This is a genomic window from Sinomicrobium pectinilyticum, assembly GCF_003725735.1.
In the GTDB taxonomy this organism is placed as follows: Bacteria; Bacteroidota; Bacteroidia; order Flavobacteriales; family Flavobacteriaceae; genus Sinomicrobium; species Sinomicrobium pectinilyticum.
The window spans coordinates 21,970-35,998 of sequence record NZ_RJTM01000026.1; the positions used below are offsets into that span (position 1 = coordinate 21,970).

Consider the following 14,029-nt stretch of genomic DNA (forward strand, 5'->3'; position numbering starts at 1 on the left):
CGTTAATAAAATGCACGTTAAAAATTTTTGTTTTTCATAGATTTTTCGTCTATTAGCAGTACGTTCCACCTCAAAGGGTATGGTTTTTGTAATATCGTTGTAGATTTTTATTATTTTTAAACCTGTTCCCCGTAACCATACCTTTTATTGATGCCGGGGATATTCGAAAGGAGACAAAATTATGGATGACAATTTTTCACCGAGAGTAAAAGATGTTATTGCTTATAGCAAGGAAGAGGCACTTCGTCTCGGACATGATTTTATAGGCACGGAACACCTTATGCTTGGACTACTGCGCGACGGTAGTGGCAAAGCAATCAACATACTTAATGCAATGGATGTGGACCTGGATGTGCTGCGGAGAAAAGTGGAAATACTGAGTCCGGCTAATTCAAGCTCTGCTTTTGTTGCCAACGACAAAAAGAATTTACATCTTACCAGACAAGCGGAACGCGCTTTAAAGACAACATTCCTGGAAGCCAAACTCTTTCAGAGTTCTTCCATAAACACAGCGCACCTTTTGCTCTGTATACTAAGAAATGAAAACGACCCTACCACTAAATTACTGAACAAGCTTAAAGTAGATTACGATGGGGTCAAAGAACAATTTAAGTTTATGAGTGCAAGCGAAGACGAATACATAGACCTGCCTTCCGCCGAATCTTTTTCGGATGAACCGGGAGCTGCGGATGAACCTTCAAGGGACAACCCTTTCAACAATCCTTCCGGGGGCAAATCCACCAAAAAATCCAAGACCCCGGTCCTGGACAATTTCGGGCGTGATTTGACACAACTGGCCGAAGAAGGCAAACTGGACCCCGTAGTAGGAAGAGAAAAGGAAATAGAAAGGGTATCGCAGATACTCAGCAGGAGAAAGAAAAACAACCCGCTGCTGGTCGGGGAACCCGGTGTTGGTAAAAGTGCCATTGCCGAGGGTCTGGCCCTGAGGATTGTTAAGAAGAAAGTTTCCAGGATACTGTACAATAAACGTGTGGTTACCCTGGACCTGGCCTCGCTCGTGGCCGGAACCAAATACCGCGGACAGTTCGAAGAAAGGATGAAAGCCGTGATGAACGAGCTGGAAAAGAATGATGACATCATTCTCTTTATCGACGAGATCCACACTATAGTGGGTGCCGGCGGTGCCACGGGAAGTCTGGATGCATCCAACATGTTCAAACCGGCCCTTGCCAGGGGTGAAATTCAATGTGTAGGAGCTACCACCCTGGATGAATACCGGCAGTATATCGAAAAAGACGGGGCCCTGGAACGACGTTTCCAGAAGGTTATCGTAGAACCTACTTCGGTAGAGGAAACCATAGAGATCCTGCACAATATTAAAGAAAAATACGAAGAGCACCACAATGTGAACTACACGGAAGAAGCCATAGAGGCCTGTGTAAAACTCACAAACAGATATATGACGGACCGTTACCTCCCGGACAAAGCTATAGATGCACTGGACGAGGCAGGGTCCAGGGTACATATCACCAATATGCAGGTACCCAAACAGATCCTGGAACTCGAAAAACAGCTCGAAGATGTACGGGTCCTCAAAAATTCGGTCGTAAAAAAACAGAAATACGAGGAAGCGGCCAAGTTACGTGACGATGAAAAACGCCTGGAAAAAGACCTTGCTACTGCCCAGGAAAAATGGGAGGAAGAAAGCAAACTTCACAGGGAAACCGTTACCGAAGACAATGTTGCTGACGTAGTGTCCATGATGAGCGGTGTACCTGTAAACCGCATAGCCCAGGCAGAAAGCAGCAAACTGGCAAAACTTCCGGAACTTATCAAAGGTAAGGTTATCGGGCAGGATGAAGCCGTCGGTAAAGTGGTTAAGGCCATCCAGAGAAACCGGGCGGGGCTTAAGGACCCCAATAAACCGATAGGATCGTTTATTTTCCTCGGTCAGACCGGTGTGGGAAAAACGCAGCTGGCCAAAGTACTCGCAAAAGAACTGTTTGATTCCGAAGATTCTCTGGTACGTATCGATATGAGTGAATATATGGAGAAATTCGCCATATCCAGACTGATCGGAGCACCTCCCGGATACGTGGGGTATGAAGAAGGCGGACAACTTACGGAAAAAGTACGCAGAAAACCATACGCAGTTATTCTTCTCGACGAGGTGGAAAAAGCGCATCCGGATGTATTTAACATGCTGCTCCAGGTATTGGATGACGGGTATCTGACCGATAGTCTCGGAAGAAAAGTGGATTTCAGGAATACCATTATAATAATGACCTCCAATATCGGGGCCCGCCAGATCAAAGATTTTGGTCAGGGCGTTGGTTTTGGTACGGCGGCAAAAAAGGCCCAGGCAGATGACTATCAGAAAAGTGTTATTGAAAATGCCCTCAAAAAAGCTTTTGCCCCGGAATTCCTGAACCGTATTGACGATGTGGTTGTCTTTAATCCTCTCGAAAGAGAAGATATCCACAAGATCATCGATATCGAACTCGAAAGGCTTTACGTTCGCATCAAAGACATCGGCTATAATCTTAAGCTAAGTGATGCGGCCAAGGATTATATCGCGGAAAAAGGATTTGACAAACAATATGGTGCGCGTCCGCTCAAAAGGGCTATTCAGAAATATATAGAGGATACCCTTGCGGAGGAGATCATCACTTCCAAACTTGCAGAAGGTGACAGCATCTTTATGGACCTCGACAAGGAGAAGGATGAACTTACCGTAGCCATCAGAAAAGCGGAAGAACCTACCAACAGTTAATATTCGTATAACTGCCATTAACTACAGAGCCGTACTTTGACATTTTCGTTTAAAGTACGGCTTTCTTTTTTACAGGAATCCTGTCGCAAAAGGGACCATGCGTCATCCCGCAAAAAGATAACAATAGATTTACAACTTTTTCTTTTAAAATTTTGATATATTGTAGTTTATTTGCCGCGGCAAAAAAGCAACCTTATTACATAAAAACATACCATGACAGAAAATAAAACCATCGTTGGAAGTGAAGAGTGGGTTGCCCTCCCCCAACTCCAGATTCCCGCAATAAAAGTACGTGTAGACAGCGGGGCAAAAACTTCTGCCCTTCATGCGGTAAACATTAACCCGTTTCAGCGAAATAATGAAACATGGGTAACCTTCGATGTTTTTCCCATTCAGAATAACGGCAAAAAACTTATCCACTGCGAAGCACTTGCTATCGACAAAAGAGTTGTAAAAAGTTCTACCGGAAACCGGGAAAACCGGTATGTAATCCGGACTGCCCTGCACATTAACGGTTCCTCATGGGATATTGAACTCACACTTACGAACAGGGACAGCATGGGATACCGTATGCTGCTTGGCAGGGAAGCCATGATGGGCCGCATGCTCGTCGATCCTGAAAGCAGCTTTTTACTTGGTGAAATGTCCGACGAAGATGTGGAGAGTAAATACAAACTTAAAGTGGAAAGCCGTCACGGACTGAAAATAGGAGTCCTTGCAAGCAATCCGGACCTTTACAGTAACCGCAGGATTATCGAGGCGGGAGAACGAAGAGGCCACGATGTACGTTTTTTCAACATCCGTCAGTGCTATATGAAACTGGATGCCAAAACCCCCGAGATACATTACAGGGGGGGAAAAATCCTCAATGACCTGGATGCCGTAATCCCCCGTATCCGTCCGGCCATGACGTTCTACGGCTGCGCTCTCACCAGGCAGTTCGAATCCCTTAAAATATTTTGCCTGAACAGTGCCGCTGCCATAAGCCAGTCCAGGGACAAATTGTTTTCCCTGCAATTACTGCTTAACAACGGTATTGACATCCCCACCACGGGATTTGCCAATTCTCCGCTGGACACTAACGACCTTATTAAAATGGTTGGAGGTTCCCCTCTTATCATTAAACTGCTGGAAGGCACCCAGGGCAAAGGGGTCGTCCTCGCAGAAACCAAAAAGGCCGCAGAAAGTGTAATCAATGCCTTCAAGAGTCTTAATGCGAATATCCTGGTACAGGAATTCATCAAAGAAGCTAACGGTAAGGACATCCGCTGTTTTGTTATAGACGGCAAAGTTGTTGCCGCCATGCAAAGGGAAGCTCCTCCCGGAGAATTCCGTGCCAATATGCACCTGGGAGGTACGGCTTCATTGATAAAGGTAACCGCAGAAGAAAAAAGAATTGCAGTAAAAGCGGCAAAAGCCATGGGACTTCAGGTTGCCGGGGTGGATATCATCCGTTCTTCCAAAGGACCGTTGCTCCTGGAAGTAAATTCTTCTCCGGGCCTCGAAGGCATCGAAACCGCTACAGAAAAAGATATTGCTTCCCTGATGATCCGGGCTATCGAAAAATACCTGAAATACAATCCGAGGGAATACGAGCAATCGTAAATATCCGAAAGAGGTTGTTTTTCTGACAAACCACCTCTTTCCTCCCCCCTTTCTCCACACCTATAGCATTTTGAGGGTGTTACATCCCCCTTTCTTTTAGGGTGAAAAGCTTTTTCTTCGGAAATATATGCCTTTCGTCTAGTTTTTTTCCGTTTCCTTCACAGCTAATTTATTTTCGTACCGTCCTTTCAAAACAACCTGATACTTTTTTGATATACCTTTTTAACCGGGAAACAGCCCGTTCATTATGCCAAAAAGAGTAAAACTGGACTTTGGATATCTCGAATTTTACGAGAACTTCGTCATTGCGGAAATAAATGAAGGGATACATCTTGTATCCGAGCAAAATAATATACTGCTTTCTCTCTGTCTCAAGAATTTCAGGAACAAACCCTTCGGGTTTATTTCCAACAGGATATACTCTTATTCCATTGATCCCTTTATCTATCTTGAAGCAGAAAAAATAGAGAATTTTGTAGCCATTGCAATTGTGGTCACTACGTCCGCTCAAAGGCTCAGTTCCAGGATCGAAGAATTATTTTGCAAGAAGCCCTTTCAGTACTTCTATAACCTGGAAACTGCCAAAAGCTGGATACGCGACCGCGTAAATGCTTCCGGGGTCACTCTCGATTAAACGGGAAAACCAAAAAATGATGACATAGCCACAACCGGCCTGTATCGCCTTCAGGCATTCTACTTACACTTTCAGACTTTTATTATAGTAACCTGCTCCGCCTAATCCGTCAACATTTCTTCTCCTATACCGTAATCTTTTAAAAAGGCTATGGCGTTTGCTATATCATCATGCAATATCCTGTCCTGACTGATAAACGGCACCTTTTCCCGGAAACTTTTCAGGAATTCCTCCAGGAACGGTGATGTTTTCACAGGCTCACGAAACACCAGGGCCTGTGATGCGTTGAGCAACTCAATAGCGAGGATACGCTCTACATTATCCATTAACCTAAGGCATTTGGTAGCCGCATTAGCCCCCATACTTACGTGGTCTTCCTGTCCGTTGGAAGAAACAATACTGTCTATACTCGCCGGTGTAGCAAGCTGTTTATTCTGACTTACAATACTCGCAGCCGTGTATTGCGGTATCATTAGCCCCGAATTAAGTCCCGGGTCGTTTATCAGAAAAGCCGGTAATCCCCTGAGCCCCGAAACCAGTTGATACGTTCTCCGTTCCGAAATATTTCCCAGTTCCGCCATGGCTATGGCCAGATAATCCAGGGCAAGTGCGAGCGTCTGTCCGTGAAAATTCCCTCCCGATAATATTTTATCTTCATCGAGGAATATATTGGGATTGTCCGTAACCGAATTGATCTCTGTTTTAAAAGTTTTCCGGACAAAGTTCAACGTATCTTTTGTAGCCCCGTGCACCTGTGGCATGCAACGGAACGAATACGGGTCCTGCACATGTTTCTTTTTCCGGGCGATAAGTTCACTCCCCCTGAGAAAACCGGAGATCCTTTCGGCCGTCTTCACCTGTCCGCGATGGGGCCTTATAAGATGAATAGAAGCATCAAAAGGCTCTATCCTTCCGTCATAAGCCTCCAGCGAAATACTCCCTATGAGATCGGCCAGGTAAGATAGTTTATAAGAACGTATCACCAGTGAGATCCCGTACGCACTCATAAACTGTGTTCCGTTTAACAAGGCGAGACCTTCCTTAGACTGTAATTCTACGGGAGACCAGTTCATAATTCCCATTATTTCATCGGCAGTCACGACCTTTCCCCGGTAGTATACTTCTCCTTTCCCTATCAGGGGCAATGCCAGATGTGCCAGAGGAGCCAGGTCTCCCGAAGCTCCGAGCGATCCCTGAGTGTACACCACGGGAATAATATCATTGTTGTAAAAATCAATCAGTCTTTGCGCTGTGGACAACTGAACCCCACTATAGCCATAGGAAAGGGACTGTACTTTGAGAAGCAACATCAGTTTTACAATATCCACGGGCACTTTTTCCCCGGTCCCGCAAGCATGGGACATGACCAGGTTTTCCTGTAACCTGTTCAGGTGTTCCCCGGAAATCTTAATATTGTACAACGATCCGAACCCCGTATTAATACCGTAAATGGGTTCTTTTTGGTTTTTCAGTTTTTCATCCAGATACGCCCTGCACTTTTTTATATTAAGCTTGGCTTCTTCAGAAAGTGCTATCTTTTTGTTATTGCGGACAATATCCAGTATCTGCTCCAAATTCAGTATGTCCGTGCATATATAATGTGTATCCTTCATTCCGGTAGAGGTTCAAAAATCGGTCAAAATTCCACATTCAAACCAAAAAATCCAAGTTTTTATTGCTAATTATTTATTATGGAAAGCAAAAACTGAAAAATTGTGATTTTATCTGTCCTTTTCTTATCCTGCTTCCTGTCCGGCCTCCTGATGCTCCGGGCGGGCAAAAAGATCAAGGAAAGCATCCCCCGTATAATCTATAATACCACCTGCCGTAAGTGCTTCGTAACCTGTATTGGAAACAGCAATATCCCCGGCCTTCCCGTGAAGATAAACCCCGAATACAGCTGCATTGACAGGAGTGTATCCCTGGCTTATAAGCCCCGTTATCATTCCGGTCAAAACATCTCCGCTCCCTCCGGTGGCCATCCCTGGATTACCGGTACTGTTCACATATAACTTTTCATTATATATTACAATAGTATGTGCGCCTTTCACAACCAGGACCAGGTCGTGTTCTTTCGCAAAAGCCTTTCCCTTCTCGAGTTTTTCCATATCATCCTTCCATGTCCCTATCAGCCGTTCCAGTTCCTTCGGATGCGGGGTTAATACCGATTTTGCAGGTACCCGTTGCACTAACTCCGGATTTTCAGATAATATATTGAGGGCATCGGCATCGATTACGAGAGGTGTACTGTTTTTCTGAAGAAAAGCCTTAAAGGCGTCCACCGTGGCCCGGTGTTTTCCCAGCCCGATCCCTATGCCTATCACCTTAGGCTCCAGATCAAATGCTATAGTGGAAATATGTTCCTCATTGGCATCGGTCAGCACCATAGCTTCCGGTAAAGCGGTCTGAAGTATCGAATATCCGCAACGGGGCATATACGTGGTTACCAGCCCGGCCCCGGAGGTTAAACAAGCCTTTGCAGAAAGGTAAACAGCACCTATTTTACCATAACTTCCTCCTATAAACAAGGCGTGCCCATAGGTACCTTTATGGGAGAATTTCTTTCGGGGAATATAGAGGGACAAGGCTTCGCTCTTCTCTATAAAGACAGCCTCAGGCTGAATATTCCGCAGGTATTCCTTGTCCAGATCAATGTCCAGGATCTCCCAGGAAGAAGTATAAATCCCCGTACCGGGAAGAAAAAACACCAGCTTCGGAGACTGGAACGCAAGAGTATGTGCAGCCTGAATAACCGGAGAACCTTTTTCCGGTACCGTATTCATAAACAATCCGGATGGCATATCTACGGAAAGCACAAAAGCCCCGGTCGCATTGATATGTTCCATCAGTTTCCCCACCCATCCGGACGGGGCCCGGTTAAGCCCCACCCCGAAAATGGCATCTACGATAATATCCTCTCGTTTGATGTCCGGCAGTTCCTCCCCCTTGTCCCCGTTAAAATGTTCGGGCCAGTGTTTCATGTTTTTTATCCTGTCGAGGTTGAGCAGAAAGTCCGGGGATCTCTTTTCACTGAAATCAACAATATACACTTTGACATTATATTCGCTCTCCATCAGGAGGCGGGCAATAACAAGACCATCACCACCATTGTTCCCTACACCGCAAAAAACATGAATACGGACCGCATTCCCCTGTAACCTGCCGTGCAGCCATTCAAAAACACGTGCTCCTGCCCTTTCCATCAATTCATCACTGCTTATATTCTGGTTCAATATTGTTAATCTGTCAGCTTCACGTATTTGTTCGAGGGAAAAAATGTTCATTGTATTAAGTTTTTATTTTTTCTTTAAGAATTTCGCAAAAGTTGAAAAAATGTTTGCTCCTTTTGACAAATGTACTACATTTGAACTGTCAATACTTCAATAAATGTCAGAAGCTTTTAATATATCACCCGCTACTTTTAAAGGATGTACCTCTACATCCGGGATGATTTCTTTTGGCATTATTACTACCGGTATTATTACCCCATTTGGGGTATAATTTCTTTCATATAATCCACATCTGTCTTGTTTGAACCAAACATTCAAACACATAATTTTTATAATCAACTCAAGATTTTTCACACATGAAGGTTTTAAAATTCGGAGGTTCGTCCGTTGCCAATGCTGAACGCATAAAATTGGTAAAAAAAATTGTAGAAAGCAACGCCAAAGATGATAAACAGATCATTGTGGTATCTGCTTTCAGTGGTGTAACCGATCTTTTGCTGGAAGCTGCCGAACAGGCCGCTCTGCGAAACGAAGGCTACACACAGATCATGGAGGAAATAGAAAAGCGGCACCTGGATACTGCCCGGGAACTACTCCCCGTTTCTTCTCAAAGCAAAATTCTCAGTGCCGTTAAAAGAGAGCTTAACACACTGGAAACCCTGCTGGAAGGCGCTTTTTTAATTGGTGAAACCACCTCGAAGCTGCTGGACAGAATACTGGGATACGGCGAACTCCTCTCCTCTTATATCATAGGTGAATTCTTTGTTTCGGAAGGTTTGGACGCTATCCATAAAGACAGCCGGACCCTCATCAAAACTGATGAAAATTACGGTAGGGCTGCCGTAGATTTCACAACTACCAACCACCTGTGCGAAACCTATTTTGGTACCGTGACCTACAAAATAATTGTAGCCCCCGGATTTGTTGCTTCTTCGGCAAACGGAAATTCCACTACACTCGGAAGAGGCGGATCGGACTATACCGCAGCGATCATGGCCGGCGCCGTGAATGCGTCTGTATTAGAAATATGGACTGATGTCAGCGGTATGTACACCGCGAACCCGAAACTGGTAAAACAAGCTTTCGCCATACCCGATATCTCTTACGAAGAAGCGATGGAACTGTCACATTTCGGGGCTAAAGTGCTGTATCCGCCAACTATCCAGCCCGTACTTATGAGAGGGATCCCTATCCATATCCGTAACACCTTTCACCCGGAGGAAAAAGGCACTTTTATCCGTAAAAACACCAATGGCTCTTCCCGTCCCGTCCGGGGGATAAGCCACATAGATAATATGGCACTGCTCTCACTGGAAGGCAGCGGTATGGTCGGGATATCCGGTATTTCCAAAAGGTTCTTCGAAGTACTGTCCCTTCACAATATCAATGTGGCCCTTATCACCCAGGCTTCTTCCGAGCATTCCATATGTATAGGTATTGCCGAAAAAGATATGCAAAAGGCGGAAAAGGCGGTAAATGAAGCTTTCGAATATGAAATAGCCGCAAAAAAACTCAACCCGGTCATCGTAGAAGACCATCTGGCTATCGTAGCCCTGGTGGGTGACAATATGAAAAGTCACCAGGGGCTCAGTGGCAAAATGTTCAGCGCACTCGGACAAAACAATGTAAACATCCGGGCCATAGCGCAGGGAGCTTCCGAGCGGAATATTTCTGCGGTGATCCATAAATCCGATGTTAAAAAAGCCCTGAATACACTGCACGAGCGTTTCTTTGAGGATAACGTAAAACAGCTCAATATTTTTGTGATGGGAGTCGGGAATGTAGGTGAAAAATTCCTTAACCAGATAGACCGTCAAAAGAAGTATCTCAAGGAAAAGCTCCGGCTCAATGTAAGGGTTGTGGCGCTTTCCAATTCCAGGAAAATGTATTTTGACGATAACGGGATAGACCTGAAAAACTGGAAAGAAGCCCTGGAAAACGGAGAGGCCGCCGGTAAAGAAAAATTCTTTGAGAAAGTCAAAGAGCTCAATCTCAGGAACAGTATATTTGTCGATAATACGGCCAGCGATATTGTAGCCGCGACTTATGCGGATTACCTGAAAAACAGTATTGCCGTGGTAACCTGCAACAAAATAGCCTGTTCTTCCGTTTTTGAACATTACTCCCTGCTGAAAGACCTGTCCAGGAAGTACAATGCACCCTTCCTTTTCGAAACCAATGTGGGGGCCGGATTACCGATTATCGACACACTCAAGAACCTGGTAGCTTCGGGAGATAAAGTAAATAAGATACAAGCCGTACTTTCCGGAAGTCTTAATTTTGTGTTCAACAATTTCAATGATAAGAATTCTTTTAATGAGGTCGTAAAACAGGCCCAAGCCGAAGGCTATACCGAACCGGACCCTAAAATCGACCTGAGCGGTATTGATGTGATGCGAAAAATACTTATCCTTGCCCGGGAAAGCGGTTATGCCCTGGAAATCGCCGATATCGAAAACGAGTCTTTCCTGCCGCAGGAAAGCCTGGACACGGTTTCCGTAGATGACTTTTACAAATCCCTGGCAGATCACAAATCGCATTTCGAAAAAATATACACGGATGCCGCTTCCAAAGGATGCAGGCTGAAATATGTAGCACAATTCGAAAACGGAAAAGCCAAGGTGGGACTTCAGCATATTCCAAAAGACCATCCTTTCTATAACCTGGAAGGAAAAGACAATATCGTACTGTTTTTCACGGAAAGGTATAACGAACAACCTCTTCTGGTAAAAGGGGCCGGAGCCGGGGCAGATGTTACCGCATCGGGTATCTTCGCCGATATCATAAGGGCCGGTAACATGTAGACAGCCATAAAAGATGTCCGGTTCATAATATGTATACCACCCGACCGGACATCTATTGCTTTAAAAAATGACAAAATGAACGAAATACGATTTTTTTGCCCGGCAACCATTGCAAATGTTACCTGTGGATTTGACGTACTGGGATTATGCCTGGATACTGTAGGAGACGAAATGGTGATCCGGAAAACGGATGACGGCAAGGTATCCATCACCAGGATCGAAGGCCAGGAGCTTCCCCTTCAGACCGAAAGGAACGTGGCAGGTGTGTCTGCCATGGCTATGCTTAAAGCCCTCGGAAGTTCCCAGGGATTCGAAATAGAAATATACAAAAAAATAAAGCCCGGCAGTGGTATAGGAAGTAGCGCGGCAAGTGCGGCGGGTGCCGTATTCGGCATAAATAAGCTCTTGGGAACACCTTTTTCCGCAACAGAACTTATTCCCTTTGCCATGGAAGGCGAAAAACTGGCCAGCGGAGCGCTTCACGCGGACAATGTAGCACCTGCCCTCCTTGGCGGTTTTTCCCTGGTACGTAGCTATGAGCCGCTGGATGTTATAAAACTGCATACTCCAGGGGAACTTTTTGCTTCTGTGATACACCCGCAGATCGAAGTGAAAACAGCAGATGCCCGTTCTGTGCTGAAACATTCCGTCCCTTTGAAAAAGGCCATACAGCAGTGGGGAAATTTAGGAGGGCTGGTAAGCGGCCTTTACACAGAAAATTACGAACTTATCTCCAGGTCGCTTAACGACGGTATCATAGAACCCCTCCGCAGCCTGCTCATACCAAAATTCAACCAGGTAAAACAGGCAGCACTGGATGCGGGAGCACTCGGAGGAGGAATTTCTGGTTCAGGCCCGTCCATTTTTGCATTGAGCAAAGGACAAGTCACTGCTGCAAAAGTAGCCGAAGCCATGGCCGGAATATATGCCGGTGCAGGTGTGGATTTCGAAGTGCATATCTCCGGTATCAATGTGGAAGGGATGCGTGTCCTTTCCTGAAAAAACCGCTTGAAAATGCTCCCTAAGAATATACAGGAAGAAAACGGATTTTATGTCTTTACCGGAGGACCGGGAGTAGGAAAGACCACTACCCTGCTGGCCTTATCCCGATCGGGATTTGAATATGTCCCGGAAGTGGCCAGGGAGATCATCCGCGAACAAATGGATAATAAAGGTAATGCCTTACCCTGGAAGAACAAGAAAAAGTACAGGGACATCATGCTACGCCGCTCCATAGATTCTTACCGGTCTGCAAGGGAAAGGGAAAAGACAGACATCCTTCTCTTCGATCGTGGTATACCGGATTCTCTCGCCTATTCCCGACTGGAGAATATTCCGTTATCCGAAGCCCTGGAAGATGAAATACATAAATATCGTTACAATACCACCGTATTTCTTTTCCCGGCATGGGAGGAGATATACCGGACTGACGGAGAGAGAAAACAGGATTTTGAAGAAGCCCTGAGAACTTATGAAATAATGGCGGATACTTATACGAAACTGAATTATAAAATCGTGGAACTCCCGAAAACTAATGTGGAGGACCGTGTGAAATTTATACTGAACCATCTCAACTTGTAAAAATAATGAACTATTACAGCTTAAACCACAAAAGTGAAAAGACATCTTTCAGGGATGCCGTAATACGGGGGCTTGCTCCGGATAAAGGACTGTATTTTCCGGAATCGGTACATCCGCTGGAACCGGATTTTATAAAAGATCTCGAAAACCTTCCTGATGCGGAAATTGCGTTCCGGGCCATAGAACAGTTTGTCGGGAACGAAATACCGGAAAAGGAACTTCGCGAGATCGTAAAAGACACTTTATCTTTTGATTTTCCCCTGGAAAAGGTGGAAGATGATGTTTATTCCCTTGAATTGTTTCATGGGCCCACCATGGCCTTTAAAGATGTCGGGGCCAGGTTCATGGCCAGGTGCCTGGGGTATTTTAACCGGGACAGAAAACAGGATTCCGGAAAAGTAACGGTTCTTGTCGCTACTTCCGGAGATACCGGAGGTGCGGTAGCAAGCGGTTTCCTCGGTGTGGAAGGTGTAGACGTAATTATCCTCTACCCCTCCGGAAAAGTGAGTGATATCCAGGAAAGGCAGCTTACTACCCTGGGGCAGAATATCACCGCACTGGAAGTAAACGGTACTTTTGATGATTGCCAGGACATGGTGAAAACCGCCTTCCTCGACGAAACATTAAAGGAAAGAAACCTCACTTCGGCCAACTCCATCAACGTAGCCCGCTGGCTGCCGCAAATGTTCTATTTCTTTTTTGCCTTCAAACAACTGAAAAACAAAAACAAAGATGTAGTGTTTGCCGTGCCGAGCGGAAACTTCGGAAATATCTGCGCCGGTATCATGGCCGGTAAGCTCGGGTTGCCCGTAAATCATTTTGTTGCTGCAACCAATATTAATGATACCGTTCCGCAATACCTGAAAAGCGGTGTGTATTCGCCAAAACCGTCCAGGCAGACGATATCCAACGCTATGGACGTAGGAAATCCGAGCAATTTTATACGCATACAACAACTTTTTGACAATGATATAGAAACATTGAAATCCAGATTTTCATCGTATAGCTTTACCGATGAAGCCACCCGGAATACCATGGCAGCACTCTACAGAAAATCCGGTTACATAGCTGACCCGCACGGTGCCGTAGGTTACCTGGGACTTAAAGAATACCTGGACAAAAATCCCGGAAAAACCGGGATATTCCTGGAAACCGCACACCCGGTAAAATTCCTGGATATCGTGGAAGAAACACTGGGAGTGAATGTAGGTATCCCGGAACAGATCCAGGCTGTTATGGGTAAAGAAAAAGTAAAACAGAACATAAGTTCTTATGATGAACTGAAAGCCTTCCTCCTGGATGCCAGGTAAACAAGTATAGAAACAAACAGCATACCCATACCGGTAACAGGCGAAAATGCGGAACATTACGTTCCGGGCAGAGCAGGAAAACCTTTGCAAGAAATAGGGTTTTCCGGCTCTCTTTATATTGGGCATTCCGT

10 protein-coding genes are annotated in these 14,029 nt (G+C 45.3%); 7 read left to right on the plus strand and 3 right to left on the minus strand.

Translation table 11 applies throughout. From position 1 onward, the window contains the following. Window positions 1–181: 181 nt before the first annotated feature. The 3 genes from ED312_RS04335 (at window position 182) to ED312_RS04345 (ending at window position 4,973) form a co-directional block, all read left to right on the plus strand. Window positions 182–2,734 carry an ATP-dependent Clp protease ATP-binding subunit gene (locus ED312_RS04335; RefSeq protein WP_123214784.1) on the plus strand — a complete coding sequence of 851 codons (2,553 nt, stop codon included), beginning with the start codon at window positions 182–184 and terminating at the stop codon, window positions 2,732–2,734. 213 nt (window positions 2,735–2,947) lie between these two features. After that, window positions 2,948–4,339, plus strand: a complete 1,392-nt coding sequence (rimK, locus tag ED312_RS04340; RefSeq protein ID WP_123214785.1) for a 30S ribosomal protein S6--L-glutamate ligase — start codon at window positions 2,948–2,950, stop codon at window positions 4,337–4,339. Between the two features lie 247 nt (window positions 4,340–4,586). After that, the gene (locus tag ED312_RS04345) at window positions 4,587–4,973 is read left to right on the plus strand and encodes a hypothetical protein (protein ID WP_123214786.1); all 387 of its coding nucleotides are present in this window, start codon (window positions 4,587–4,589) and stop codon (window positions 4,971–4,973) included. A 101-nt stretch (window positions 4,974–5,074) separates the two neighbouring features. On the opposite strand, the gene hutH is transcribed toward ED312_RS04345, so the two are convergent. From hutH to ED312_RS04360, 3 genes are all read right to left on the minus strand, one after another. Then, window positions 5,075–6,586, minus strand: a complete 1,512-nt coding sequence (hutH, locus tag ED312_RS04350; RefSeq protein WP_123214787.1) for a histidine ammonia-lyase — start codon at window positions 6,584–6,586, stop codon at window positions 5,075–5,077. A 123-nt stretch (window positions 6,587–6,709) separates the two neighbouring features. Beyond that, window positions 6,710–8,257, minus strand: coding sequence for an NAD(P)H-hydrate dehydratase (locus tag ED312_RS04355; protein WP_123214788.1), 1,548 nt, complete (start codon window positions 8,255–8,257; stop codon window positions 6,710–6,712). 96 nt (window positions 8,258–8,353) lie between these two features. Then, on the minus strand, window positions 8,354–8,557 hold the full coding sequence (locus ED312_RS04360; protein WP_123214789.1) for a hypothetical protein: 204 nt from the start codon (window positions 8,555–8,557) through the stop codon (window positions 8,354–8,356). A gap of 2 nt (window positions 8,558–8,559) precedes the next feature. On the opposite strand from ED312_RS04360, the gene thrA reads away from it, so the two are divergent. From thrA to thrC, 4 genes are all read left to right on the plus strand, one after another. Then, on the plus strand, window positions 8,560–11,007 hold the full coding sequence (gene thrA / locus ED312_RS04365; RefSeq protein WP_123214790.1) for a bifunctional aspartate kinase/homoserine dehydrogenase I: 2,448 nt from the start codon (window positions 8,560–8,562) through the stop codon (window positions 11,005–11,007). Window positions 11,008–11,082: 75 nt separating this feature from the next. Next, a complete protein-coding gene (locus ED312_RS04370; protein ID WP_123214791.1) occupies window positions 11,083–12,006 on the plus strand; it encodes a homoserine kinase in 924 nt (307 codons plus the stop codon). A gap of 15 nt (window positions 12,007–12,021) precedes the next feature. Then, window positions 12,022–12,588 carry an AAA family ATPase gene (locus tag ED312_RS04375; RefSeq protein ID WP_123214792.1) on the plus strand — a complete coding sequence of 189 codons (567 nt, stop codon included), beginning with the start codon at window positions 12,022–12,024 and terminating at the stop codon, window positions 12,586–12,588. A 5-nt stretch (window positions 12,589–12,593) separates the two neighbouring features. Beyond that, complete coding sequence (thrC, locus tag ED312_RS04380; protein ID WP_123214793.1) at window positions 12,594–13,898, plus strand: threonine synthase; 1,305 nt, start codon at window positions 12,594–12,596, stop codon at window positions 13,896–13,898. The last annotated feature ends 131 nt before the right edge of the window (window positions 13,899–14,029 follow it).